Below are 25,082 nucleotides of genomic sequence, written 5' to 3'. Positions count from 1 at the left end.
CTCGTAAAAGTGTTACTGCTGCGCCTGAAGAGCCAGCGCGGCCTTGATAAATCCTGTGAACAGGCCGTGACCGTCACGCGGGGTCGAGGTGAACTCAGGGTGGAACTGACAGGCCACGAACCAGGGATGGTCCGGCGCTTCCACGACTTCTACCAGCTCACCATCAACAGAGCGACCGGTAATCTTCAGCCCGGCCTCTTCAAGCAGCGGCACATAGTTATTGTTCACCTCGTAACGATGACGGTGACGCTCGCGGATTTCGGTGCTGCCATAGGCTTCTGCTACTTTGGAGCCTTCTGTCAAATGACAGGTCTGCGCACCCAGGCGCATGGTACCGCCCAGGTCAGAGTTCTCACCGCGCACCTCAACCTCACCGCTGCGGTCAGTCCACTCGGTAATCAGGCCAATCACCGGATGCTCTGACTGCTTGTTGAATTCGGTCGAGTTGGCATCCTTCAGTCCAGCTACGTGACGTGCATACTCAATGACGGCCACCTGCATGCCGAGGCAGATACCCAGGTAAGGAATCTTGTTTTCGCGGGCGAAACGAACGGCTTCGATCTTGCCTTCAACACCACGCTCACCAAAGCCCCCCGGCACCAGAATGGCGCTGAAGCCTTCCAGAATCTGGCTGCCTTCACGCTCAACACGTTCAGAGTCGATGTACTCGATTCTGACCTTCTTGCGCAGCGCAATACCGGCATGAGAGATAGCTTCAATCAGTGACTTGTAGGCGTCCAGCAGCTCCATGTACTTGCCGACCATGGCGATGGTCACTTCACCTTCCGGATGCAGGTAGGCATCAGCGACACGGCTCCATTCGCTCAGGTCCGCAGGCTTGCAGTTGATGCGGAAGCGCTCGGTCACGATTTCATCCAGATGCTGCTCCCACAACATCGCCGGGATGTTGTAGATGGTATCAGCGTCCGGCAGTGAAATAACGGCTCGCTCGTCCACGTTGGTGAACATGGCGACTTTCTTGCGAGAAGACTCATCCAGCGGCTGTTCGGAACGGCACACCAGAATATCCGGCTGGATACCGATAGAACGCAGCTCTTTTACCGAGTGCTGAGTTGGTTTGGTCTTGGTTTCACCAGCGGTCGCGATGTACGGAACCAGTGTCAGATGCATGAACATGGCGCGGGATGCACCCACTTCCACTTTCAGCTGACGCACGGCCTCAAGGAACGGCAGAGACTCGATGTCACCCACGGTACCACCGATCTCGACCAGTGCCACATCGGCATCACCCGCGCCTTCAATCACGCGACGCTTGATCTCGTTGGTGATGTGCGGAATGACCTGTACGGTACCGCCCAGATAGTCGCCACGACGTTCCTTGCTCAGCACGTGCTGATAGACACGACCGGTCGTGAAGTTGTTGCGACGCGTCATGGTGGTACGGATGAAACGCTCATAGTGACCCAGATCCAGGTCGGTCTCGGCGCCATCGTCGGTCACGAACACCTCACCATGCTGGAAGGGGCTCATGGTACCCGGGTCCACGTTGATATACGGATCCAGCTTGAGCATGGTGACCTTGAGACCACGGGCCTCAAGAATAGCCGCCAAAGAAGCTGATGCGATGCCTTTGCCCAATGAGGACACAACACCGCCTGTGACGAAAATATAACGCGTCATGCGGAACCTGTCAGATCGAGATGTTGGGGAGGAGAAAACGTACTCAAGATGGGGTTGCAGCTTAGCAAAAACCGCCCCTCAGGACAAACCAAAACCGCTCCATTGAGGCACCCAAGCGTTTTCGACCCAGGGACCTTCGCACAGGCAGACGCCCGGAACGGCCAGAATACTGTCTCCAAGCCAGATAATCGGCTGCAAAGACCTGAGCCAGGGAGGTACACCAGCTTCCTGCAGCAACTGCTTGAGACTGACAGAACCCCCTCGCCCCATGGGCCTGAGGCGCTCGCCCCCCTGACGAAAACCCAGCGTTAATGCCACGCCTTCCGGCAGCCCCAGCCTTGATCGTTCCCACTCAAGCACCCCCTGGGGTAACACCAGGGGCGTCCCGACGACCAACGACAAACGGCTGTCGGCCTTTATGGTCGGCAGCGGATCCGGAAGCAGATAAAGGCGATCACGATAGCGCCTGAGCTGCTGTCCCTGAAGTCGCTCCACAGGCTCGGCATCATCACGTTCAGAGAGCATGGAGTTCAGCAGGTTTTGCAACCGCTGGCGACTCAGACGCATCCCCGCTTGGTGGCTAACCCAGTGATGGACAAGATTACGCTGACGCTCTGGCGATAACCGGCGAATCGCCTCGATGCTCAGCTCACCCGTTCCCAGTCGACAAATCTGCAGATCCTCTTCAGCACGCTCGCGCAGCAACAGATTCGCATCGGCCATAAGAGCCGCCGTATCCCGACAACGCTGCAGCAGAGCCGGCCAATGTTGTTTCAGGCCCGGCATGATATGCAATCGCAGCCAGTTACGATCATAGTGATCCTGCCCGTTGCTCGGATCCTCCACCGGCGACAACCCGAGCTCTGCCGCACATTGTTCAAGCGAGGCCCTTGACAGGGTCAATAGCGGACGAAGCAATCGCCCCTTGCCCAAAGGCCTGCGCTCAGGCATGCCTGCCATCCCGGCAACACCGGCACCGCGCAGCAGGCGCAGCAACAGCGTCTCTGCCTGGTCATCGGCATGCTGCGCCAGCAACAGACAGTCTCCGGATTGAAGGAAGTCGGTAAAAGCCGCATATCGGGCATCACGGGCACTGGCTTCCGAAGCCGAATCAGGAATGACGGTCAGCGTTGTCAGCGGCACCGAAAGGCGCTGACAATGACGTCGACAATGTTCGGCCCAGTCGGCCGATCCTGGCTGCAGCTGATGGTCGATATGAAGCGCTACCAGTGGCTGAGCCAATTGCAGGCGGGAACAGAGTTCAAGCAGAAGAGAGGAATCGAGACCGCCACTGAAAGCAATAACCCAGCGGCGGACATCAATCTCAACAGCCAGTCGGGCTGCCAGATCTTGAAGCAAAACGGGCAGCGGGGAAACTGCCCGATATTCATCAGTCCTCGAACACACCGTAGGACATCAGGCGCTGGTAACGACGCTCAAGCAGCTCGTCGGACTCCAGAGTAGAAAGACGGTCAAGCGTTTCCAGCAGGTGTTTTTTCAGGTTGGCTGCCATCAGCTCAGGGTTGCGGTGTGCGCCCCCCAAAGGCTCGCTTACCACCTGATCAACCAGACCCAGCTCATGCAGACGACCGGAAGTAATACCCATCGCCTTGGCCGCATCGGATGCACGCTCCGCACTTTTCCACAGGATGGACGCACAGCCTTCCGGTGAAATAACCGAGTAGGTGCCGTACTGCAGCATCAGCAGCTCGTCACAGACACCGATCGCCAGTGCACCACCGGAGCCGCCTTCACCGATCACGGTCGAGATGATCGGAGTGTTCAGCTGAGACATTTTGGCCAGGTTGAAAGCGATCGCCTCGGACTGGCCACGCTCTTCCGCATCGATACCCGGGTAGGCTCCCGGCGTGTCGATGAAGGTCAGTACCGGCAGCTTGAAGCGCTCGGCCATTTCCATCATGCGCAACGCCTTGCGGTATCCTTCAGGGCGTGGCATGCCGAAGTTGCGACGCACCTTTTCCTTTACCTCACGGCCTTTCTGATGACCGATCACCATCACCGGGCGACCATCCAGGCGAGCCAGGCCGCCCACGATAGCCTGATCGTCGGCAAAATGGCGGTCACCGTGGATTTCGTCAAAGTCATCAAAGATGTGTTTGACGTAATCAAGGGTATAAGGACGCTGCGGGTGACGTGCGATCTGGGAGATCTGCCAGGCAGACAGATCCTTGAAGATCGACTCGGTCAGGGTACGACTCTTTTCCTGCAGCTTTTCCAGCTCATCACTCAGGTTGAGCCCCGCCGTGTCCTCGTTGACATGGCGCAGCTCACTGATTTTGGCTTCCAGCTCTGCAATCGGCTGTTCAAAATCCAGATAGTTCGGATTCATGCGTGTCTGCTTCTGTTCAGTAACTTGGGGCCCAAAGGCACGAAAAATAATTGCACGATTCTACCGTCTGCCGGCTCGGATCACCACCCTGTTCAATCGTAACAGAGCCGGACCGCCTCGTTGCCAAACTGCTCCTTGAGCTGCAGCAACAGCTCATCGGTCGGAGCGGTCGCCCACTGGCTGTCAAGCCAGAGCCGCGCTTCGGCATCCTCCCGGCGATAGTGCAAGGCCACCGCCAGACTGATCAACGGACTACGATGCTGTCTCAGCGTATTCCCCAACTGACGCAACCCTTGCTGATTCATCTGACGGCGCTCACAACATATCTCGACACAGCGGGCCGCTTGAGCGCGCACCTGCGCCATGCTCGAGACCTTGTTGCAGCGCACCTTAAGTCCGCCATTGTAGTCATCCTGGGCGACTTCGCCCTCCACCACCAATACGGCATCCTTATTAATCAGGTTGCGGGCTTCTTCATAGGTGTCACCAAACAGGGTGACTTCCATGCGGGCACTGCGGTCATCGAGGGTCAGGAAACAAAGGTTGTCGCCTTTCTTGGTCTTTTTAAGTCGCATGTCCACGACCAGACCCGCCATTTTCTGGGTGCTGCCACGACTCGGCTGCAACTCTACCAGCTTGCGACTGACCAGATGCTTAAGCTCGGTCTCGTACTCATCGATCGGATGACCGGTCACATAGAGACCAAGCGTATCCTTTTCACCCTGGAGTCGCTCCTTGTCGGTCCAGTCGCGTGCCTTGCCAAACTCGGCATAGGGGTCGGATGGGCTTTCAGCCTCCACGGCACCAAACATGTCCATGATGCCAGCATCGGCATTACGCGCACTCTGGTCTGCGGCCTTGAGTGCAGAGGCGATGGCCTCCCAAAGAACCGCACGCGATGGTCCCAGGCTGTCCAGCGCACCACAGCGCACCAGTGCCTCAAGCACACGCTTGTTGAGTTTGCCGGCACCAACGCGCTCACAGAAGTCAAACAGGTCCTTGAACGGCCCGCCTTCACGGCGAGCCTGAACGATCGCATCCACGGGACCTTCACCGACACCCTTGACCGCTCCCAGACCATACACCACTTCATCGGCATCGTTGACGGTAAACATGTACTCACCGTCATTGACGTCCGGCAGACGCACCTTGAGCCCCATCTGTCGACACTCTTCGATGAAGATCACCACCTTGTCGGTGTTCTGCATATCCGAGGACAGTACTGCGGCCATGAAAGCCGCTGGATAATGCTGCTTCAGCCAGGCGGTCTGGTAGGAAACCAGGGCATAGGCTGCCGAGTGAGACTTGTTGAAGCCATAGCCGGCAAACTTTTCTACCAGATCGAAGATGTTGCCCGCCAGGTCCTTATCAATACCCTGATTGGCACAGCCTTCAAGAAAGACAGCACGCTGCTTGGCCATCTCCTCAGGCTTTTTTTTACCCATGGCTCGACGCAGCATATCCGCGCCACCCAGTGTATAGCCCGCCATTACCTGGGCAATCTGCATCACCTGCTCCTGATACAGGATGATGCCGTAGGTCGGTTCCAGCACCGGTTGCAGGCTGTCGAGCTGGTAGTCGGGGTGTGGCCAGGCCAGAGGCGCGCGACCGTGCTTACGGTTAATGAAGTCGTCCACCATGCCCGACTGCAACGGCCCCGGACGGAACAGCGCCACCAGTGCGACGATGTCCTCAAAGCGGGAAGGCTGAAGACGACGAATCAGGTCCTTCATGCCGCTGGATTCAAGCTGGAACACCGCGGTCGTCTGTGCACTCTGCAGCAGTTTGAAGGTAGGCGGATCCTCCAGATCGATACTCTCGATCTCCAACGGCTCCTCACCCGCCTTTTGACGCTTGCGGTTGATGGTGTCGAGTGCCCAGTCGATGATGGTCAGTGTGCGCAGGCCGAGGAAGTCGAACTTCACCAGCCCGGCTTCTTCCACGTCGTTCTTGTCGAACTGGGTCACCAACCCCTGACCTTCCTCGTCGCAGTAGGTGGCAGCAAAGTCCGTCAGTTTTGTGGGCGCGATCACCACACCACCGGCGTGCTTGCCGACATTTCGGGTGATCCCTTCCAGCTTGTAGGCCATCTCCATGATTTCTTCGGCTTCTTCACTGCCATTGACGAAATCACGCAGTGCCTCTTCCTGCTCCCAGGCCTTGCTCAAAGTCATGCCGACCTCGAACGGGATCAGCTTGGACAGGCGGTCAGCCAGGCCAAAGGGCTTGCCCTGAACGCGCGCCACGTCTCGCACGACCGCCTTCGCAGCCATGGTACCGTAAGTAATGATCTGAGAAACGGCATCGCGGCCGTAAGTCCGGGCCACGTAGTCGATCACCTTGTCACGGTTGTCCATGCAGAAGTCGATATCGAAGTCAGGCATGGAAACTCGTTCAGGGTTCAGGAAGCGCTCGAACAGCAGGTCATATTCAAGCGGGTCCAGATCGGTAATTTTCAGTACATAGGCCACCAGTGAACCGGCACCGGAGCCGCGCCCAGGGCCTACCGGGATGCCGTTTTCCTTGGCCCACTTGATAAAGTCCATTACGATCAGGAAGTAGCCCGGAAAACCCATCTGGATGATGATATCCAGTTCGAACTTCAGACGTTCTTCATAGGGCTTGCGCCGCTCCTGATAATCAGGGGCAGCCTTATCGAGCAGAAAATCGAGTCGCTCCTCCAGCCCGTCCCAGGACACCTGGCGGAAGAAGTCATCCATCAGCATCCCTTCAGGCACCGGGAAGCGTGGCAGATAGTAAGTACCCAGCTCGATCTCGATGTTGCATCGACGTGCGATCTCGACGGTATTTTCCAGCGCACTGGGAATATCGCTGAACAGCTCGGCCATTTCCTCGGCAGAGCGGAAATACTGCTGATCGGAGTAATTGCGCGGTCGCTGTGGATCATCCAGCGTGCGTCCAAGGTTGATGCACACTCGCGCTTCGTGGGCTTCAAAGTCCTCCTGTTTGAGGAACATCACCTCGTTGGTCGCAACCAGCGGACAACCGGTTTTGGCTGCCAGCTCAACACTGGCATGGACCAGCGCCTCATCACCGGAACGCCCGGTACGCTGAATCTCAAGATAAAAACTGTCAGGGAATACTTCTTGCCATTCAGCCAGCACCGCTTCGGCCTGATCAGGCGCCCCCGACAACAACGCACGCCCAACTTCACCCAGGCGCGCACCGGAGAGTGCAATCAGCCCTTCAGCCTTTTCCTTGATCCACTCTTTTTTTACCAGCGCCCATTCGGGAATGATGTTCTGACCTTCGGCATACGCGCGAGACACCAGCTCCATCAGATTGCGATAGCCCTGACCATTGCGCACCAGCAAGGTTAGCCGGAAAGGCTCACCGTCTGGCTCAGCCGGATTCTGGACCCATAGGTCCACACCACAAATCGGCTTGACACCTGCCCCCAGCGCAGCCTTGTAGAATTTAACCAGCGCGAACAGGTTGGTCTGGTCAGTAATCGCAACAGCAGGCATTTGCTGAGCCGCAGCCGTAGACACCAGCGGCTTGATGCGTACCAAACCATCGAACAGGGAATATTCGGAGTGCACCCGAAGGTGAATAAAACCAGGATCAGACATTTTCTTCTCGTGCCAGGCGCTCTCTTACCGGGCGAAAGCTGCGTCGATGCTCGGGCAAAGCCCCCAGCTTTTCCAGCGCAGCCAGATGTTCAGGAGTTGGGTAGCCCTTATGGCGAGCAAAACCGTAATCGGGATAGCGCAGATCCAGCTCGACCATCTGGCGGTCACGGGTTACCTTCGCCAGGATGGATGCAGCACCGATCTCCGCGACGCGTGCATCACCCTTGACCACAGGCTCAGCCGGACAGGGCAATGCAGGACAGCGATTACCATCGATCAAGGCATAATCGGGCACCAGACTCAAACCCGCCACTGCACGCTGCATCGCCAGCATGGTCGCATGCAGGATATTCAGCTCGTCGATCTCGGCAGGTGATGCTGAGGCGATACACCAGGCCAGGGCCTTTTCTATGATCTCGTCATAGAGCCGCTCGCGTTTTTTCTCACTGATTGCTTTTGAATCGCCCAAACCCTGAATCGGATTGTGGGGATCAAGCACCACCGCAGCAGCCACGACATCACCGATCAGCGGACCACGGCCGACCTCATCAACACCGACCACAAGGCCTTCGGGACGAAAATCGAACTCAACGCTCCGCACTAGGGTTCTCCAACAGTTCCACTACGGCTTCCGCAGCGCGTTCACTGGCATTTTGCCGCAACTGCTCACCAATGATGCCAAAGACACGGTGCAGGCGCTTGCGATAAGAATCATCCTCCAGTGCCTTGAGCACCAGCGGCCCCATCACTTCAGGGGTCACCTGCTGCTGTAGCACCTCCGGCACCATCTCCTCATCAGCCAGCACATTCGGTAAGGAGATCCAGCGGCTTTTGATCATTCGCGAGTAGATTCGATAGGTCAGTTCGGCCATGCGATAGGCCACAACCATAGGTTTTTGCAACAAGCAGGCTTCAAGCGTCGCAGTACCCGATGCTATCAAGATTGCATCAGCAGCCGCCATCACTTCCCGCGACTGCTGTAACACCAACCTGAGGTTCAGATCGGAGAACTCTGCATCAATCAGCTTTTGTAACTGATCATAGCGTCGCTGATTGGCGGCGGGCAGGACAAATTGCAGCTCTGGGCGGCGCTGTTGCAACCAGCGCGCGGTCGTCAGGAAAGGGCTCGCCAGATATTTGATCTCGCTGCCGCGGCTACCCGGCAAAAGGGCCACCATGTCACCGCCGCTTTCCTTTCTAAACTCAAGACGTGCAGCATTCAGATCCATCTGTGCAGGAATGACATCGGCCAAGGGATGACCCACAAAACGAAGATTTTGCTGCGTCGGCTGATACACCTCTGCTTCGAACGGAAACAGAGTCAGCATCAAATCGGTACTTTGCTTGATCTTGAAGATGCGCTTGCGTTTCCAGGCCCAGACAGAAGGACTCACATAATGCACCGTCGGTATACCGGCTTGCTTGAGCGCCTTTTCCATTCCCAGAGTAAAGTCTGGAGCATCGACACCGATGAAAACATCTGGCGGGTTGTCGATGAAGTGCTGTATCAAGCGCCGACGAACAAGCAAAAGCTCGGGCAAGCGACCGAGTACTTCGACCAGCCCCATCACAGACAGACGCTCAAGGGGGTAGAGTGAGTGACAGCCCTCTGCCAGCATCAGCTCGCCGGCAATCCCCTCAAATTCAGCCTGTGGATAACGCTGCTTTAATGCCTGAATCAGGCCGGCCCCCAGGATATCCCCGGAGGCCTCGCCGGCTACGATCCCTATCCGCAGAGGTTTCATGCCAACCTCAACGAATAATGCCGCGGGTCGAAGTTTCCAGCGACTCGATCAACAACTGCACTGCGGGATGATCCTGAGCCATCAGATTCAGCTCCTGCAATGCCTGATCAACAGTCAGCCCTTTGCGATAGATTATCTTGTAGGCTCGGCGCAGAGCACCGAGTGCTTCAGCGTCAAAACCTCTGCGGCGCAGACCTTCAAGGTTGATGCCGTGAGGGCGTGCACTATTGCCGGTTGCCATGACGTAGGCGGGGATATCCTTCAGCACAACCGTACCCGCACCACACATCACATGGGCACCAATTCGGCAAAACTGATGTACAGCCGTAAAACCACCCAGGATGGCATGATCACCCACATGAACATGCCCTGCCAATGCGGCATTGTTGGCAAGAATGATGTTGTTCCCCATGACACAGTCATGCGCAACATGAGCATAGGCCATCAGCAGGTTATGACTGCCGATACGCGTAATGCCCTCATCCTGAACGGTGCCACGATGAATCGTGCAGCCTTCTCGGATGACATTATGGTCACCGATTTCCAGTCGGGTCGGCTCACCAGCATATTTCTTGTCCTGGCAATCCTCACCGATGGTCGCAAACTGGAAGATCTGATTCCCTTCACCAATACGCGTAGGCCCCTTGATCACGACGTGAGAGGCGATACGAGTGCCCGCACCGATCTCCACATCCGGTCCGATCAGCGTCCATGGGCCGACTTCGACATCCTCGGCAATGCGCGCCGAGGGATCAACTATGGCTTGCGGGTGAATCAATGTCACACCTTTCGATCTGCACACAGAATAGTTGCGCTGCTGACGGTTTCACCGTCGACGCTGGCGCGGACATCAAATTTCCAGATGCCACGACGCTCTGAAATCACCTTGGCATCCAACTGCAACTGGTCTCCGGGCACCACTGGACGCTTGAAGCGCAGGTTATCGGCGCCGACGAAGTAATAAATCGAACCGTCTTCCGGCGTTTTGTCCATGGTCTTGAAACCCAGCACCCCTGCCGCCTGCGCCATCGCTTCCACGATCAGCACGCCCGGCATCACCGGGTGGTCTGGAAAGTGGCCATTAAAGAAGGGCTCGTTCACGGTTACATTCTTGATTGCGGTGATCGACTCACCCGGCTCCAGAGCCAAGACCCGGTCCACCAGCAGAAACGGATAGCGGTGGGGCAGATAGTTCCGGATCTCTTTAACGTCCATCATCTTTTTGACCTTCTGTAGAGTATAGTTCGACAGCCTGTTCGAGTTTACGCACCCGGCGCGCCAACTCGTCGAGCTGACGGAAGCGAACCACGTTGCGCTTCCACTGCTGGTGTGGTTCAAGACCGGTGCCGGAAGAGTATACACCGGGACGTGTGATCGACTTGCTGACCAGTGACATGGCTGTCACATGGCTGCCATCAGCGATCTCAAGGTGTCCAGTAATTCCGGTCATCCCGGCAATCGTACAGCGTTCGCCAATTCTAGTGCTTCCCGCCACTGCGGTACAGCCTGCGATGGCGCTATCCCGTCCGATCACGACGTTATGGGCGATCTGGATCTGGTTATCCAACTTGACGCCGGCACCGATACGCGTGTCGTCCAGCGCGCCACGATCAATGGTCACGCCCGCACCAATCTCGACGCGATCCTCAACAACCACCCCGCCAAGCTGGCATATTTTTTCCCAGCCCAGAGGAGTAGGAGCAAAGCCAAAGCCATCGCTGCCCAGCACCGCTGCACTGTGAACCAGCACATCAGAGCCAAGGCGCACGTTTGGATACAGCGTCACGTTGGCCTCCAGACGTGTGCGGTCTCCGATCACGCAGCGCTCTCCAATCACGGAGCCTGCTCCAATGACCACACCTTGCCCAAGCGCAACATCAGCCTCAATTACGACGTGGGCACCGATCTCGGCATCTGCCGGCACCGGCACACCCTCTGCAATCACAGCGGTCGGATGCACGCCAGGCTTTGCAGGCCTGCGCCAGTCGAACAACTGACTGGCACGCGCGAAAGCAAGATAGGGGTCATCCACGACAATGGTTGCAACAGGGCAATCCGAACGATGTGCTGCCGAAACCAGCACCGCTTCAGCTTTGGTCTCGCGGAGCTGCTGCAGATAACGGGAATTGGCGAAGAAGGAGAGCTGACTCTCCCCGGCCGACATCAGCGTAGCCAGGGAGCGAATCTGAAGCGAGGGATCACCTTGAAGCTCACCACCCAGAATGCCGGCAAGCTCTGCCAGTGTGTAACAGGCGGCAGTGCTCATCGAATTATTGCTTGTTCAACAGTTCAGTCACGCGTGAGGTCAGGTCAACACTGTCAGCACTGAAAACCGTTGCCTGTTTGGAGATCACGATATCGAATTTCTCTTTCTCGATGATTTCACGGATCGCTTTATCCAGACGAGGACGCATTTCAGCGATAAACGCCTGCTCACGTTCTGCGCGCTGCTGTTGCATCGCCTGCCCCTGGCGCTGATACTCCGCAAAGGCTTTCTGGAACTGCAAACGCATCTGCTTGATGTCTTCTTCAGAAGCCAGACCTGCATTTTTCTGCAGTTTGTCACGCAGCTCACGCGCCTGTTTTTCAAGTGCGACCAGCTGTTTCTCGTCGTCAGCAAATTCCTTTTTCAGCTCCTCGCGAAAGCTGCCTGCCGCACTGGATGTCAACAGAGCTTCTTCTACACTCAATACTGCAATTTTCTGTGCCCAGACAGGTGCACTGAACATCAGGGCAGCCATGGCAGCCGCTCGAGTAAAACGTTTCATCACATCTCCTTAGAAAGTCTGACCGAGCGCAAACTGGAACACTTCGGTATCGTCATTTTCCTTGCTGTTCAGTGGCTTGCCGAGGGACACAGACAGCGGCCCGATCGGGGTCAGCCAACTGATACCCAAACCGACCGAGTAGCGCAACTCACCCAGATCCACATCTTCCGAGCAGTTGACCTGGCTGGTATAGCAAGCGGTGGAGTAGACATTACCAGCATCAAGGAAGACCAGGCTACGCCATGCACTCTTGTCATCAAGGAAAGGCATCGGGAAGATCAGTTCGGCATTACCGGTCAACATCAGGTTGCCGCCGAACGGGTCTTCATTGGAGTCAACCGGCCCCAGCGAGTTGTTGGCATAGCCGCGCACCGATTTCAGGCCACCCGCATAGAAGTGCTTGAAGAACGGATAGTTGTTGCCCCCCAGGCTGTCACCGTAGCCGGCACGGCCACGCAGACTCAATACCCAGGTTTCGTCCTCGTTCAGCGGACGATACCACTTGCTGTTGTACTGGGCACGGATATAGGACAGATCGCTTCCCGGCACAGCCATCTCGATACTGGCACCCTGCGCATAACCACGGGTCGGGAAGAAGCCACGGTTCAGACGGTTATCACTCCAGCCCGCCGTCAATTTCCAGTTGAGGAAACTGTCATTACCTTCGTCTTCCAGGAAGCCACAAACATCCTGTGCCGTTCCGCTCAGACTGGTATTAGTAAAATCTCGATCACAGTTAAAGGTATTCAGCTGGATAAACTCAATATCACCACTGAAGCTCAGGCGCTGGTAATCATCGATCGGGTAGCCGAAGGTTACACCACCACCGGCTTCATCAGCGGTATATGAACTGATATCGTCTTCTTCATAGTCACGTTCACGGAAGTAGACGTTGAAGCCACGACTGACCCCATCCACCGTATAATAGGGGTCCAGGTAGTTGAAGCTGTACTCGGTGCGGGTTGAACTGTTGGAGATACTGAAGCCCACTTTCTTGCCGCTGCCAAGGAAGTTATCCTGCTGCACGCCAAGATCAAGAATCAAGCCGTCGTTCTGCGAGAAACCGACACTGGCAGTAAACTGACCTGACTGCTGCTCCTCAACACTGTACTCCAGATCCACCTGATCATCGGTACCCGGAACCGGGCGCGTTTCCACATTCACACTTTTGAAGTAGCCGGTTTTGTCCAGACGAACCTTGGAACGTTCAATATCTCGACTGGAGACGATGCCAGCTTCCATCTGCTCAAGCTCACGACGAATGACTTCATCGGCAGTACGCGTATTGCCTTTGATATTGATGCGGCGTACATAGGTGCGTTTGCCGGGCTCAACGAAGTATTTGATCGAAACCGTGTTGTCGTCATGCGTTTCAGGAACAGGGCTCACATTGGCAAACATGTAACCCTCGTCGCCAAGCAGGCGCACCAGTTTTTCCTGGCTTTCGGTCATGTGCTTGCGTGAGAACACTTCCCCGGCATTCACGGTCAGCTCTTGCTGCATCACGTCCTGAGGCACAACCATTTCACCGGCCACACTCACATCGCGAACGGTAAACTGCTCACCTTCACTGATACCAACGGTGATATAGACATGCTGCTTGTCAGGAGTGATCGAAACCTGAGCGGAGTCGATATTGAAATTGATGTAGCCACGATCGAGGTACCAGGAACGCAAGCGCTCAAGGTCACCGGTCATTTTCTCGCGCGCGTAGCGGTCGCTTTTGGTGTAGAAGGACCAGAAGTTGGGCAGTTTCAACGAGAACAAATCTTTCAGTTCTTCGTCGCTGAACACGGTATTGCCCACAATATTGATATGCTGGATGGTGGCAACCTGACCTTCATTGATTGTGATATTCAACTGCACTCGGTTGCCTGAAAGCGGCTCAACCTCGGTATTGATGTCCGCACCGTATCGACCTTGAGAGGTGTACACACGCAGCAGGTCCTGACTGATCTGGTTCAGCGCCGCACGACGAAACACATCACCTTCGCGCAGACCGGATTGCTTAAGGCCATTAAGCAAATCCTCTTCCTTGATCACATCATTCCCTTCGATGTTGATCAAGGCGACCGAAGGCCTTTCCTGCAACTTGAGCACAAGCACGTCACCATCACGCTCTGCTTGCACATCAGCAAAATAACCTGACCGGAACAGTTCACGCACAGCATCTGACAGCTGGCTTCGTGTCAGCTGATCTCCTGCCGTTACCGGGAAGTTGCGAAATACAATGCCGGGCTCGACCCGCTGCAATCCCTCCAGGCGAATGTCATTGACTTCAAACGGGAGCGCGGCAGCTTGCGCCTGCGCCATCCATAGCATCGATACAAAAAACAGACCCAGCTTGCGTTTCATGCAGTACTTCTTACGTTTATTTGGCTGACTGATAGGAAAACTGGCTCAGATCAAAAGAGCCGGGCGATGTCATTGATAATTGCCAATGCCATCAGACTGAACAGCAAGGCCATCCCAATCCTGAGACCCAGCATCTGCACCTGCTCACTCACTGGGCGCCCACGCACCAGCTCGACAACGTAATACAGCAGATGTCCTCCATCCAGCATCGGAATTGGCAGCAGGTTAAGCACGCCCAGGCTGATACTGAGATAGGCCAGAAAACTGATAAATGACTCCAGCCCCGAGGCCGCTGAAGTCCCCGCCACTTTAGCAATGGTTATCGGGCCACTCAAGTTTTTTACCGAGATCACACCGGCAATCATCTTGCCGATGGAGTCAAGGGTAAGACTGATCATCTGTCCGGTCTTGTGAATCCCGTTCACCAGTGCATCAACCGGACCATAGCTCAAGGTGCGCTGCATCGACTCGGGCATTTCAACCGGAGCGACACCCGCACCGATATATCCATGCACACGACCATCTTCAAACGTACGCGATTCGGGTGTCACCACCACCGTGTGACGCCCATCTTCACGTTCAACACTCAGCTGCAGTGACTTCGAGGGCGAACTCTGGATCAGTCGGACCAGGTGCAGCCAGTCCTCCACGGATTCGCCATCTACCGACAGCACTTTATCTCCAACCTTCAAGCCATCTCTGGCCGCTACACCATCAGGCAGCAGCTGCCCGATCACAGCCGGAAAGCTCGGTTGCCAAGGCTCAAGTCCAAGCGCCGACAGTGGAGATTCGCGCTCCAGATCTACCGACCAGTCATTGATCTCAACCTGATAGCTGTGAGCATACCCCCGCTTGGGATCACCCATCATCAACTCGATGATACCGCTCTCCCCAACTCGAGCAGCCAGGCGCAAATTCACCTCATTCCAGGTCCGGACGGGATGCCCATCCACCTCCAGCACTTCATAGCCGCTGTCGACTCCTGCTACGGCAGCGGGAGAGCCAGCCGCAACACCACCCACAAGCGGAACGACCGTACTGATACCTGACATAAACAGGAACCAGTAAGCCAAAACGGCAAAGATGAGGTTAACCAGAGGTCCGGCTGCAACGATGGCTATTCGCTGTAACACCGGTTTATTGTTGAACGCCTGATTCCGTAACGCCTCAGGTACATCACCTTCGCGTTCATCAAGCATGCGGACATAGCCGCCCAAGGGAATGGCAGCAATCGCGTATTCAGTGCCATCGGCTGCCGTTCTCATCCATAAAGGCTTGCCAAAGCCAACGGAGAAACGCAGCACCTTGACACCACAGCGCCGCGCCACCCAGAAGTGGCCCCATTCATGAATAGTTACCAATACACCGAGCGCCACCAGCGTGGCCAACAGGGTCTGCAACAGCTCCATGGGAATGCTCAGGCTCCTTGAAGAAAATAGAGGCCGACCAGAAATACCGGGGCTGCAGCGGTCAAACTGTCAATTCTGTCCAGCACACCACCATGTCCCGGCAACAGCTTGCCACTATCCTTGATACCTCGCTCACGCTTGAACAGGCTTTCCAACAGATCACCCAGCACCGAAACCAGGCCTGTCATAATCGACAGCAACACCACATAGACTGATTCCGAGAGGCCAAGTTCCAGCCATATAGAAAAGAGCACCCCCACCAACGCACAGGTCGTCAAGCCGCCCCAAAGCCCTTCGCGGGTTTTGCCCGGACTAACCAAAGGCATCAGCTTGTTGCGCCCAAAGGTTTTCCCAGCCGCATAGGCGCCAATATCAGCCCCCCACACCAGCATCAGCAGCATCAGCAGCAGCGGCAGGCCCTGCTCCTGAGCTCGCAAGGCCGTCATCGCGAACCAGGACGGCACCAGCACCAGCACCCCAATCAAAACTCCGGCCTGCTTGCGACACCAGCCGGCAGATCCGGGATAACCGCGAACCATAAACAGCGCCAACACCCAGAAGACCAACGCAGCCCCCAGCGACCAGGGCTGGAGCCACTCCTGAGTCCCGACCACCAGCATCAGACCCGCCAGGGCCAAGACATATATCATCCGCGACAGAGACTGGAGTCGACAGAGATTCCCCCACTCCCAGGCACCATACAGAAAAACTGCCGCAGCCACCCATTCAAAGGGCTGCTGCGGCAGCAGGAAAAGCGCTGCCAACGCGACAGGCGCCAGCAGTACAGCGGTCAGTATTCTCTGCTTCAACACCGTTTATCGGCCTCCAACTGCTCACTGGTACGCCCAAAACGGCGTTCACGGGTCAGAAATGACTGCAGCGCAGCAAATAGTTCAGCCTTATCAAAGTCAGGCCAGAAGCAGTCGCTGAAATAGAACTCGGTGTAGGCAAACTGCCAGATCAGGAAATTGCTGATCCGCTGTTCACCTCCGGTGCGAATACACAGATCTGGAGGTGCCAGGTCAGCAAGGGAAACCTGTTCGTTGAACAGGTCTTCGGTGATATCAGCCGGATCAAGCTCACCATCCACACAGCGCTGAGCCAAACTGCGTGCCGCCTGTACAATATCCCAGCGACCACCATAGTTCGCTGCAATATTGAGCGCCAAACCGGTATTACCCGCCGTGAGTTCTTCCGCGTCACGAATCCGCTTCTGCAACTCGGGACTGAAACGACTCAGATCCCCCACAATCCGCAGACGAATATTGTGACGGTGAAGCTTGCGCACTTCATGTTCCAGCGCACGCATGAACAACTGCATCAACCCTTTGACTTCAAGCGCCGGCCGCTTCCAGTTTTCACTACTGAATGCAAACAGGGTCAACGCTTCGACCCCCTGTTCAACACAGCCCTCAATCACGGCTCGAACGCTGTTGACGCCCGCTTTATGCCCTGCGAGCCCCGGCAAGCGTCGTTCTTTGGCCCAACGGTTGTTGCCATCCATGATGATCGCGATGTGACGGGGCATGGAGCGCCCCGGAGGGATAATCAGCTGGTGCTCAGAAGTCATGCAGATCCGTTGCGGGGCCAGGCCCCGCCTGTCAGTTTAGATTTCCATCAGGTCCGTTTCTTTCTGAGCGAGCAGTTTGTCGACTTCAGCCACAAACTTGTCGGTCAGTTTCTGCACCTGATCTTCACCGCGACGGCTATCGTCTTCAGTGATTTCCTTTTCCTTCAGCAGATCCTTGATATCGCCATTGGCATCACGGCGAATGTTACGGATCGCTACACGAGCACCCTCAGCCTCGGTGCGTGCCTGGCGAATATAGCCCTTACGGGTTTCTTCGGTCAGAGGCGGCATGGGTACACGAATGACATCACCATTGGTGCTGGGATTCAGACCCAGATCAGACTTGTGAATCGCCCGCTCGATATCACTCACCACCTTCTTTTCCCAGGGAATGATGGTCAGCGTGCGCGCATCCTCAACGGACACGTTGGCAACCTGCTGAATGGGCACATCCGAGCCATAGTAGGAAACGGTGATCGTATCCAGAATGCTCGGATGAGCACGTCCGGTCCGGATCTTCTTGAAGTTTTCTACCAGGGCTTCGACACTTTTCTGCATGCGGCTGTCCGCATCGCTCACAATCTCATTAATCATCGAGTTCTCCAGCTGTAGAGCCGCTATCAATCAGAGTTCCTTCGTCACCACCAACCACCAGATTGACCAGCGCACCATGCTTGTTCATGTTAAACACGCGCACCGGCATGTCATGATCCCGGGTCAGGCAGATCGCCGTCATATCCATCACACCCAACTGCTTTTCCAACACTTCATCGAAAGTGAGGCGCGTATAGCGGGTGGCGGTCGGATCTTTCACTGGATCAGCGGTATAAACACCATCCACTTTGGTCGCCTTCAATACCACATCAGCCTCGATCTCAATGCCACGCAGACAGGCTGCCGAGTCAGTGGTAAAGAAAGGATTACCGGTACCCGCTGCAAAAATTACCACATCACCCTGATTCAGGTAGCGCATGGCGTTGCGGCGGTCATACTGGTCAACCACACCGCTCATCGGGATGGCCGACATGACACGGGTAGCGATATTACAACGTTCAAGGGCATCACGCATGGCCAGGGCATTCATCACTGTAGCCAGCATACCCATATGATCGCCGGTCACCCGATCCAGCCCGGCTGCACTCAGCGCCGCGCCACGAAACAGGTTACCACCGCCGATCACCATTCCGACCTGGACACCAATCCCCACCAGCTGCCCGATCTCGAGCGCCATACGATTCAAAACCTTGGGATCAATCCCGAAGTTTTCATCACCCATCAGGGCCTCACCGCTCAGTTTCAGCAGGAGCCGCTTGTATCTGGACTGTTTTTCAGGGGCAGGCATGATTTTCTCCGCACAGACGAAATGGCAAAAAGTGTAGCAGGAATGCAGGCGACTGGGCATATGAAATGCCCAGTCGAAAGGGCAGCAGCCGATTACTTCTTCAGCTGTTCTGCAACTTCAGCAGCGAAGTCTTTCTGCTCGACTTCGATACCTTCGCCAACAGCAACACGTACGAAAGATACGACTTCCGCACCGGCTTCCTTGGCTACCTGACCAACAGTCTGCTCAGGATTCTTGACGAACGGCTGCTCAACCAGGCTGTTTTCAGCCAGGAACTTCTTGATGCGGCCACCAGCCATTTTTTCCTTGATTTCCTGCGGCTTGCCTTCCATATCCGGCTGAGCCATGATGATTTCTTTCTCACGCACCAGCTCTTCTTCCGGCATTTCCTCCGGACGGGTAACGCGCGGGTTAACCGCAGTCACGTGCATGGCAACATCACGAGCCACGTCAGCGTTACCGCCTTTCAGCGCTACCAGAGCAGCCAGACGGTTGTTGCTGTGGACATACGCATCAACCACATCACCTTCAACCAGCATCAGGCGACGAACGGTGATGTTTTCACCGATTTTCTGCACCAGCGCTTCACGAGCAGACTCGAGCTCACCAGCCATCAGAGCAGCAACATCAGTTGCCTTGTCAGCGAAAGCTTTCTCCAGAACGGTGTTCACGAAGCCCAGGAAGTTATCGTCACGAGCAACGAAGTCGGTTTCGGAGTTGACTTCAACGGCAATTGCAAAGCTGTTGTCGTCAGCAACTTTAACGGCAACGACACCATCAGCAGCAGTACGGCCAGCCTTCTTGGCAGCCTTCATACCAGAAGACTTGCGCAGATCATCGATCGCTTTTTCGATGTCACCTTCAGCTTCAACCAGTGCCTTTTTGCACTCCATCATGCCCAGGCCGGTACGCTCACGCAGTTCTTTAACCATCGCTGCAGAGATATTCGCCATGTCGCATTCCTCTCTATTAATGCTCTAATTCAAATTCAAAAAAGGGGAGCCAGGCCCCCCTTTCAAAATCCGTTCAAGACTATCGACTCAAGTTGTCAGCCCGATTACTGGGCCGCTTCCTCAGCGTCAACTTCAACGAACTCGCCCTTGTCGCCAGCGTTGGCAGCGGCACCTTCTACGCAAGCGTCTGCAACAGACTTCACGTAGATCTGGATTGCACGCAGAGCATCGTCGTTACCCGGGATAACGTGATCGATGCCGTCCGGGTTGCTGTTGGTATCAACAACACCAATAACCGGGATACCCAGCTTGTTGGCTTCGTTGATAGCGATACGCTCGTGGTCAACGTCGATTACGAACAGCGCGTCCGGCAGGCCGCCCATGTCCTTGATACCGCCGATAGACAGCTCCAGCTTCTCCATTTCACGGGTGCGCATCAGAGCTTCTTTCTTGGTCAGTTTTTCGAAGGTGCCGTCCTGAGACTGAGTCTCAAGCTCACGCAGACGACGGATAGACTGACGGATGGTCTTGTAGTTGGTCAGCATACCACCCAACCAGCGGTGGTTAACGTAAGGCATGCCAGCGCGAGCGGCTTCCTCTTTGATCACCTTAGCGGCAGCACGCTTGGTGCCGACGAACATGATCTTGTTCTTGTTGCTGGCCATGTTCTGAACCACATCCAGAGCGTTGTTCAGCGCCGGCAGGGTGTGTTCCAGGTTGATGATATGGATCTTGTTACGCGCACCGAAGATGTACTTGGACATTTTCGGGTTCCAGTAACGGGTCTGGTGACCGAAGTGAACACCTGCTTTCAGCAGGTCGCGCATAGAAACTTTAGCCATTGTGGTCTTTCCTCTAACGGGTTATAACCTCCACATATCCCATCGCCCAACCGCATGGCGGCACCCAGGACGCATGTGACGATACGTGTGTGTTTTCAGTTGATTAAATTCAGAGCCGCACAAGCGCCTCTTTCGGGAGCGCGATTTATACCACAGCAGCGGCACTTTTTGAAGCGCCCTTTGGCGCCTGACGCCCGCTTTCGATACAATGCAAGTCTAGCTGACGCTCACGCAGTTTGCGTGCGACTTACCCCGTTTCGACAAGCCGAGTACTTATGACTATCAAGATCAAGACCCCCGAAGAAATCGACAAGATGCGCGTAGCCGGCCGTTTGGCGGCCGAGGTTCTGGAAATGATCGAACCCTACGTCAAGCCGGGCGTCACCACCAACGAACTGAATCAGATCTGCCACGACTACATTGTCAATGAGCAGGGCGCCATTCCTGCTCCGCTGAACTACCACGGCTTCCCCAAGTCCATTTGCACTTCAGTCAATCAGGTTGTCTGCCACGGCATTCCCAACGACAAGAAACTGAAAAGCGGTGACATCATCAATGTCGATATCACCGTCATCAAGGACGGTTACCATGGCGATACCAGCAAAATGTTTTATGTTGGTGACGTCGCGCCTCACGCCAAGCGTCTTTGTGAGGTGACCCGCGAGTGCATGTTCAAGGGTATCGAGCAGGTACGTCCGGGGGCTCGCCTGGGTGATATTGCCGCGGCAATCCAGCAGCACGCCGAGAGCAACCATTACACCGTGGTGCGGGAATACTGTGGCCACGGCATCGGCGCCGAGTTCCATGAAGACCCTCAGGTACTGCACTACGGTAAGGCAGGGACCGGCGAAGAGCTTAAAGAAGGCATGATTTTCACCATCGAACCGATGATCAATGCCGGCAAGCGCCATGTAAAACTGAACAAGCGCGACGGCTGGACCGTGGAAACGGCCGACCGGCGCCTTTCAGCGCAGTGGGAACATGAGGTTCTGGTCACCGCCGACGGTTACGAGATCCTCACCCTGCGCAAGGAAGAAATGTCCAACTGAGCCTGACAGAGAGCACTGGCATGACCCGCACCGTTCAACCGCTCGCAGCCGTTCCTGAGCTTTTCGACAGTCAGGAGATTCAAGCCAGCCTCAAGGCCGGTGATCAGCCGGTCATTAAAGTGCTCAAGCAGGCACTCAAGGATGCCCAGTCCCGCATGGATGAGGCTTTCCGACAAGGCGAGGACATCCGCAGGCTGATTTATGGCCGTGCCTGGATTCTCGACTGCATTCTGCAGCTCGCCTGGGAACAGTTCACCTGGCCACCGGCCGAGCAGGCCGCTCTGGTCGCGGTCGGCGGTTATGGTCGCGGCGAGCTGCACCCCTATTCCGATGTGGACATCCTGCTGCTGTTTGATCAGGTCGAACCGGCCGACTGGCAGGACAGCATCAGCGGCTTTCTGACCCTGCTCTGGGATATCAGTCTCGACCTGGGATCCAGTGTGCGAACCATCGACGAATGCTACGACGAGGCTCGCAACGATATCACCATTGCAACCAACCTTATCGAGTCACGCACCATTTGCGGCGATCCGACCCTGCAACTGGAAATGTACAATCGGGTTACGTCCGAGGGTGCCTGGACCGACAAGGAGTTTTTCAAGGCCAAGCTGGCCGAGCAGAAAGAGCGACACGAAAAAACCAACAACACCGAATACAACCTGGAGCCTAACCTCAAGGCCTCCCCTGGTGGACTTCGGGATATCCAGACGGTCGGCTGGGTCGCCAAACGCCATTTCGGCGCCACCTATATTCGAGATCTGGTCGACCACGGCTTTGTCACCGAGTCCGAGCTGGACACCCTGAACAAGGGCGAACTGTACCTGTGGACCGTGCGCTACGCTTTGCACATGCTCTGCAAGCGGCGCGAAGACCGGCTGCTGTTCGACCATCAGCGCACCCTGGCGTCCTATTTCGGGTATGAAGACCAGGAAGGCGCTCTCGCCGTTGAACAGTTCATGAGCAAATACTATCGGGTCGCCATGGCGATGTCCGAGTTCAACGACATGCTGCTGCAGCATTTCGATGAAGCCATCCTGCGCATCGATGACAAGCAAAGCATCCGACCGCTGAACAACCGTTTCCAGGTCCGTAACGATTTCCTCGAAGCCGTTTATGACAAGGTGTTCGAACACCATCCGTTCGCCATCATGGAGCTGTTTGTGCTCATGGCCCAGCACCCGGAAATCAAGGGTGTCCGCGCGTCTACCATCCGCCTGGTGCGCGATCACCGTCATCTGATCGATGACGAATTTCGCCATGACATCCGCAACACCTCCCTGTTCATGGAACTGCTGCGTTCACCGGAAGGGGTTTCGACAGAGCTTAAACGCATGAACCGCTACGGTATCCTGGGACGCTATCTGCCCGAATTCGGCAAGATCGTTGGCCAGATGCAGCACGACCTCTTCCATATTTACACCGTCGACGCGCATACCCTGAAAGTGATCCAGAAAATGCGCCAGTTCCGTCACAGAGAATACCGCGAGCAATTCTCCATCGCGCACCGGATTGTCAACCAGCTGCCCAAGATTGAACTGCTCTACATTGCAGGCCTCTATCATGATATCGCCAAGGGGCGTGGTGGCGACCACTCCGAACTCGGCGCCGAAGATGTTGTGGACTTCTGTCGCCGCCACCACCTGGGCAAATGGGATACCCACCTGGTCGCCTGGCTGGTTCGCAACCACCTGAAAATGTCGATGACTGCCCAGCGCCGTGACATCTCAGACCCTGAGGTTATCCACAGCTTCGCCATGGAAGTCCGCGATCTGGTCCACCTCGACTATCTCTATGTGCTGACCGTGGCCGACATCAACGCGACCAACAACACTCTGTGGAACAACTGGCGCGCGACCCTGCTACGCCAGTTGTATATGGAAACCAAGCGCGCTTTGCGTCGCGGCCTGGAAAACCCGATCAACAAGGAAGACCGCATCGAACAGGTTCAGCATGAGGCCATGTTGCTGCTGGCCCGCAAGGGGGTTCGCGAGCAGGATGTGCTCGATTACTGGTCATTGCTTGGCGATGACTACTTCCTGCGCGAAGATGCCCATAACATCGCCTGGCATACTCAGGCGATTCTGGAGCATGGTGACAGCCCGCTACCTCTGGTGCTGATCCGTAAGACTTCCTATCGGGTGTTTGAAGGCGCCACCGAGATCTTCATTTACAGCGAGGATCTGCCCACCCTCTTCCCGGCTACCGTGGCGGCAATGGATCAACTCAACCTGAACATTCAGGATGCGCGCATCATTCTGACCGATCACGGTCGCACCCTGAACACCTACACGGTGTTGACTGAAGATAACCAGCCATTGTCCGAGAACCCCGAGTATCTGGCGAATATTCAGCGACATCTGACCGAAGAGCTGGATGATCCGGAAGACTACCCTGAGATAATTCAACGCAGGGTACCGCGCCAGCTGAAGCTATTCACGACACCGACACGCCTGACCTTGAGCAACGATCCGGTTGCACAGCAAACAGTACTGGAGGTAATCACACCTGACCGCCCGGGACTGCTGGCGCGCATCGGGCGCATCTTTGTCGAGTTCGGAATTTCGGTTCGCAAGGCCAAAATTTCCAGCATCGGCGAACGCGTCGAGGATTTCTTTTTCATCACTGACAGCCAGAATCAGCCAATCAGCGACCCTGAGCTGTGCCGCCGCCTGCAACAGTCGATCTGTGACCAGCTGGACCAGCATATTCATTGAGGCCACACCTGCAAAAATAAAAGCGTCTCCCCCGGGAGACGCTCGGCATTTTTTGCTAAAGTAGCGTCTTTTTGCACCGATATAGGTGCTATAGCAACGACCGGATACAGCCCTTTCAGGCGTCGACAAGGACTTTTTGGCTTATGAACAACCTTTTCAGGCTCACTACCATTGCAGGTCTGGCTCTGATCATTACTGGCTGCGCTCAATACTCGCCCTACTGCGACCCCTGCGAGCCGCGCGCCAGAACCTATGTCCAGGTACAACAGCCACCCGCTCAACCCGCGCCTCAGGCAAGCTATGCCTCACCGAAGGTCGACGACACTCTGGTCATCAAGGTCACCGGCTATGGTGCTCCCAAAAGCACTTTCGAGAGTCTGGCCCAACGGCGCCTGATGGCCCTTCGTGCCTCTGAACTTGATGCCTACCGTAAAATCGCGGAGCAGGTTTCAGGCCTTCATATTGTCGGGGACACCCGAATGGATGATTTCATCGCCGACCGTGACCGCCTGCGTGCCTACCTCAACAGCTTTGTGCAGGGTGCGGCCATTATCAATCAGGAATTCGAAGCCGACGGTCTGGCGGTTACCACCATGTCACTGAAGATCAGCCGTAGCCGTATGCTTCAGCAGCTGGAGCAGGAACGCCGTTGGCATGCCGCAGGTGGGCATCTGCCACCCGGCAGCGCTTACAGCACTCCATCCTTCGCACCGCGTTACTGAGTGTACATGAGACCTTCCCAGCGAAGGTC

General features: G+C 55.9%; 21 protein-coding genes. 3 read left to right on the top strand and 18 right to left on the bottom strand.

Features of this window, described 5'->3' with window-relative positions:
• Positions 1–12: 12 nt before the first annotated feature.
• The 18 genes from LN244_RS02440 to rpsB all read right to left on the bottom strand — a co-directional run bounded on the left by LN244_RS02440 (position 13) and on the right by rpsB (position 20,568).
• Positions 13–1,641 (bottom strand): CTP synthase, encoded by a 1,629-nt coding sequence (locus LN244_RS02440; protein ID WP_239041282.1) that lies wholly within the window; start codon positions 1,639–1,641, stop codon positions 13–15.
• A gap of 78 nt (positions 1,642–1,719) precedes the next feature.
• Entirely contained in the window at positions 1,720–3,000 is a 1,281-nt protein-coding gene (tilS, locus tag LN244_RS02435) for a tRNA lysidine(34) synthetase TilS (RefSeq protein ID WP_239041281.1), read from the bottom strand.
• A 31-nt stretch (positions 3,001–3,031) separates the two neighbouring features.
• Positions 3,032–3,991 (bottom strand): acetyl-CoA carboxylase carboxyl transferase subunit alpha, encoded by a 960-nt coding sequence (accA, locus tag LN244_RS02430; RefSeq protein ID WP_239041280.1) that lies wholly within the window; start codon positions 3,989–3,991, stop codon positions 3,032–3,034.
• A gap of 92 nt (positions 3,992–4,083) precedes the next feature.
• The gene (gene dnaE / locus LN244_RS02425) at positions 4,084–7,584 is read right to left on the bottom strand and encodes a DNA polymerase III subunit alpha (protein WP_239041279.1); all 3,501 of its coding nucleotides are present in this window, start codon (positions 7,582–7,584) and stop codon (positions 4,084–4,086) included.
• Positions 7,577–8,185 (bottom strand): ribonuclease HII, encoded by a 609-nt coding sequence (gene rnhB, locus LN244_RS02420; RefSeq protein ID WP_239041278.1) that lies wholly within the window; start codon positions 8,183–8,185, stop codon positions 7,577–7,579. Before rnhB ends, dnaE begins: the two co-directional genes overlap by 8 nt.
• A complete protein-coding gene (lpxB, locus tag LN244_RS02415) occupies positions 8,172–9,329 on the bottom strand; it encodes a lipid-A-disaccharide synthase (protein ID WP_239041277.1) in 1,158 nt (385 codons plus the stop codon). Before lpxB ends, rnhB begins: the two co-directional genes overlap by 14 nt.
• A 7-nt stretch (positions 9,330–9,336) precedes the next feature.
• Positions 9,337–10,107 (bottom strand): acyl-ACP--UDP-N-acetylglucosamine O-acyltransferase, encoded by a 771-nt coding sequence (gene lpxA / locus LN244_RS02410; RefSeq protein ID WP_239041276.1) that lies wholly within the window; start codon positions 10,105–10,107, stop codon positions 9,337–9,339.
• Positions 10,108–10,109: 2 nt separating this feature from the next.
• Positions 10,110–10,547 carry a 3-hydroxyacyl-ACP dehydratase FabZ gene (gene fabZ, locus LN244_RS02405; protein ID WP_239041275.1) on the bottom strand — a complete coding sequence of 146 codons (438 nt, stop codon included), beginning with the start codon at positions 10,545–10,547 and terminating at the stop codon, positions 10,110–10,112.
• Positions 10,534–11,595 carry a UDP-3-O-(3-hydroxymyristoyl)glucosamine N-acyltransferase gene (gene lpxD, locus LN244_RS02400; protein WP_239041274.1) on the bottom strand — a complete coding sequence of 354 codons (1,062 nt, stop codon included), beginning with the start codon at positions 11,593–11,595 and terminating at the stop codon, positions 10,534–10,536. The genes fabZ and lpxD overlap by 14 nt, the downstream gene beginning before the upstream one ends.
• A 4-nt stretch (positions 11,596–11,599) precedes the next feature.
• Positions 11,600–12,097, bottom strand: a complete 498-nt coding sequence (locus tag LN244_RS02395) for an OmpH family outer membrane protein (protein WP_239041273.1) — start codon at positions 12,095–12,097, stop codon at positions 11,600–11,602.
• A 9-nt stretch (positions 12,098–12,106) separates the two neighbouring features.
• On the bottom strand, positions 12,107–14,452 hold the full coding sequence (gene bamA / locus LN244_RS02390; RefSeq protein ID WP_239041272.1) for an outer membrane protein assembly factor BamA: 2,346 nt from the start codon (positions 14,450–14,452) through the stop codon (positions 12,107–12,109).
• Between the two features lie 50 nt (positions 14,453–14,502).
• Positions 14,503–15,861, bottom strand: a complete 1,359-nt coding sequence (gene rseP / locus LN244_RS02385; RefSeq protein ID WP_239041271.1) for a sigma E protease regulator RseP — start codon at positions 15,859–15,861, stop codon at positions 14,503–14,505.
• Positions 15,862–15,869: 8 nt separating this feature from the next.
• Positions 15,870–16,673 carry a phosphatidate cytidylyltransferase gene (locus LN244_RS02380; protein ID WP_239041270.1) on the bottom strand — a complete coding sequence of 268 codons (804 nt, stop codon included), beginning with the start codon at positions 16,671–16,673 and terminating at the stop codon, positions 15,870–15,872.
• Positions 16,667–17,431 carry a polyprenyl diphosphate synthase gene (gene uppS / locus LN244_RS02375; RefSeq protein WP_239041269.1) on the bottom strand — a complete coding sequence of 255 codons (765 nt, stop codon included), beginning with the start codon at positions 17,429–17,431 and terminating at the stop codon, positions 16,667–16,669. Before uppS ends, LN244_RS02380 begins: the two co-directional genes overlap by 7 nt.
• A gap of 36 nt (positions 17,432–17,467) precedes the next feature.
• Positions 17,468–18,025 (bottom strand): ribosome recycling factor, encoded by a 558-nt coding sequence (frr, locus tag LN244_RS02370; protein ID WP_239041268.1) that lies wholly within the window; start codon positions 18,023–18,025, stop codon positions 17,468–17,470.
• Positions 18,018–18,773 (bottom strand): UMP kinase, encoded by a 756-nt coding sequence (gene pyrH / locus LN244_RS02365; protein ID WP_239041267.1) that lies wholly within the window; start codon positions 18,771–18,773, stop codon positions 18,018–18,020. The genes frr and pyrH overlap by 8 nt, the downstream gene beginning before the upstream one ends.
• A 92-nt stretch (positions 18,774–18,865) precedes the next feature.
• Positions 18,866–19,726: a translation elongation factor Ts gene (gene tsf / locus LN244_RS02360; RefSeq protein WP_239041266.1), complete on the bottom strand. Its 861-nt coding sequence runs from the start codon at positions 19,724–19,726 to the stop codon at positions 18,866–18,868.
• Between the two features lie 104 nt (positions 19,727–19,830).
• Positions 19,831–20,568, bottom strand: coding sequence for a 30S ribosomal protein S2 (gene rpsB, locus LN244_RS02355; RefSeq protein WP_239041265.1), 738 nt, complete (start codon positions 20,566–20,568; stop codon positions 19,831–19,833).
• Between the two features lie 275 nt (positions 20,569–20,843).
• On the opposite strand from rpsB, the gene map reads away from it, so the two are divergent.
• The 3 genes from map (at position 20,844) to LN244_RS02340 (ending at position 25,053) form a co-directional block, all read left to right on the top strand.
• Positions 20,844–21,617, top strand: a complete 774-nt coding sequence (gene map, locus LN244_RS02350; protein WP_239041264.1) for a type I methionyl aminopeptidase — start codon at positions 20,844–20,846, stop codon at positions 21,615–21,617.
• Between the two features lie 20 nt (positions 21,618–21,637).
• Positions 21,638–24,331: a [protein-PII] uridylyltransferase gene (locus LN244_RS02345; protein WP_239041263.1), complete on the top strand. Its 2,694-nt coding sequence runs from the start codon at positions 21,638–21,640 to the stop codon at positions 24,329–24,331.
• A 143-nt stretch (positions 24,332–24,474) separates the two neighbouring features.
• On the top strand, positions 24,475–25,053 hold the full coding sequence (locus LN244_RS02340; RefSeq protein ID WP_239041262.1) for an LPP20 family lipoprotein: 579 nt from the start codon (positions 24,475–24,477) through the stop codon (positions 25,051–25,053).
• Positions 25,054–25,082 lie beyond the last annotated feature (29 nt).

The organism is Marinobacterium sediminicola (assembly GCF_022343685.1).
Lineage (GTDB): Bacteria > Pseudomonadota > Gammaproteobacteria > Pseudomonadales > Balneatricaceae > Marinobacterium > Marinobacterium sediminicola.
The sequence above is the reverse complement of the archived record's forward strand: the minus strand, read 5'-3'. Positions and strand labels throughout refer to the sequence as shown.